Below are 274 nucleotides of genomic sequence, written 5' to 3' on the forward strand. Positions count from 1 at the left end.
CCGCTTCCATAAAGAGCGGCCGCCGAAGACCACTTTTGGTATGGTGCCGTTGTTCCGGTGGGTCTGCAATTCCACCAGCTTATCGGCCAGTTTTTTGACCCGCGCTTTACGGCCGTGGACGGTAAGTTTTGCTTTTTCAATCTTAACCGCATCGCCGGCTTTTACCGCTTTGGCCAGATCTTTTTCCGCCCGGCCGAGTTTCTTTTTAGCCCGGGCCAGCTTCGTTTCCGTTTCCTTGATTTCCGTGACGAGCAGTTGTTGCTGGGAGGCGATG

1 pseudogene is annotated in these 274 nt (G+C 54.4%); it reads right to left on the reverse strand.

The window, feature by feature from the left end:
• Positions 1-274, reverse strand: a pseudogene (locus tag A6M21_RS08050) (IS200/IS605 family accessory protein TnpB-related protein); the annotation flags it as partial.

The sequence above is a fragment of the Desulfotomaculum copahuensis genome (genome assembly GCF_001655685.1).
In the GTDB taxonomy this organism is placed as follows: domain Bacteria; phylum Bacillota; class Desulfotomaculia; order Desulfotomaculales; family Desulfovirgulaceae; genus Desulfotomaculum_G; species Desulfotomaculum_G copahuensis.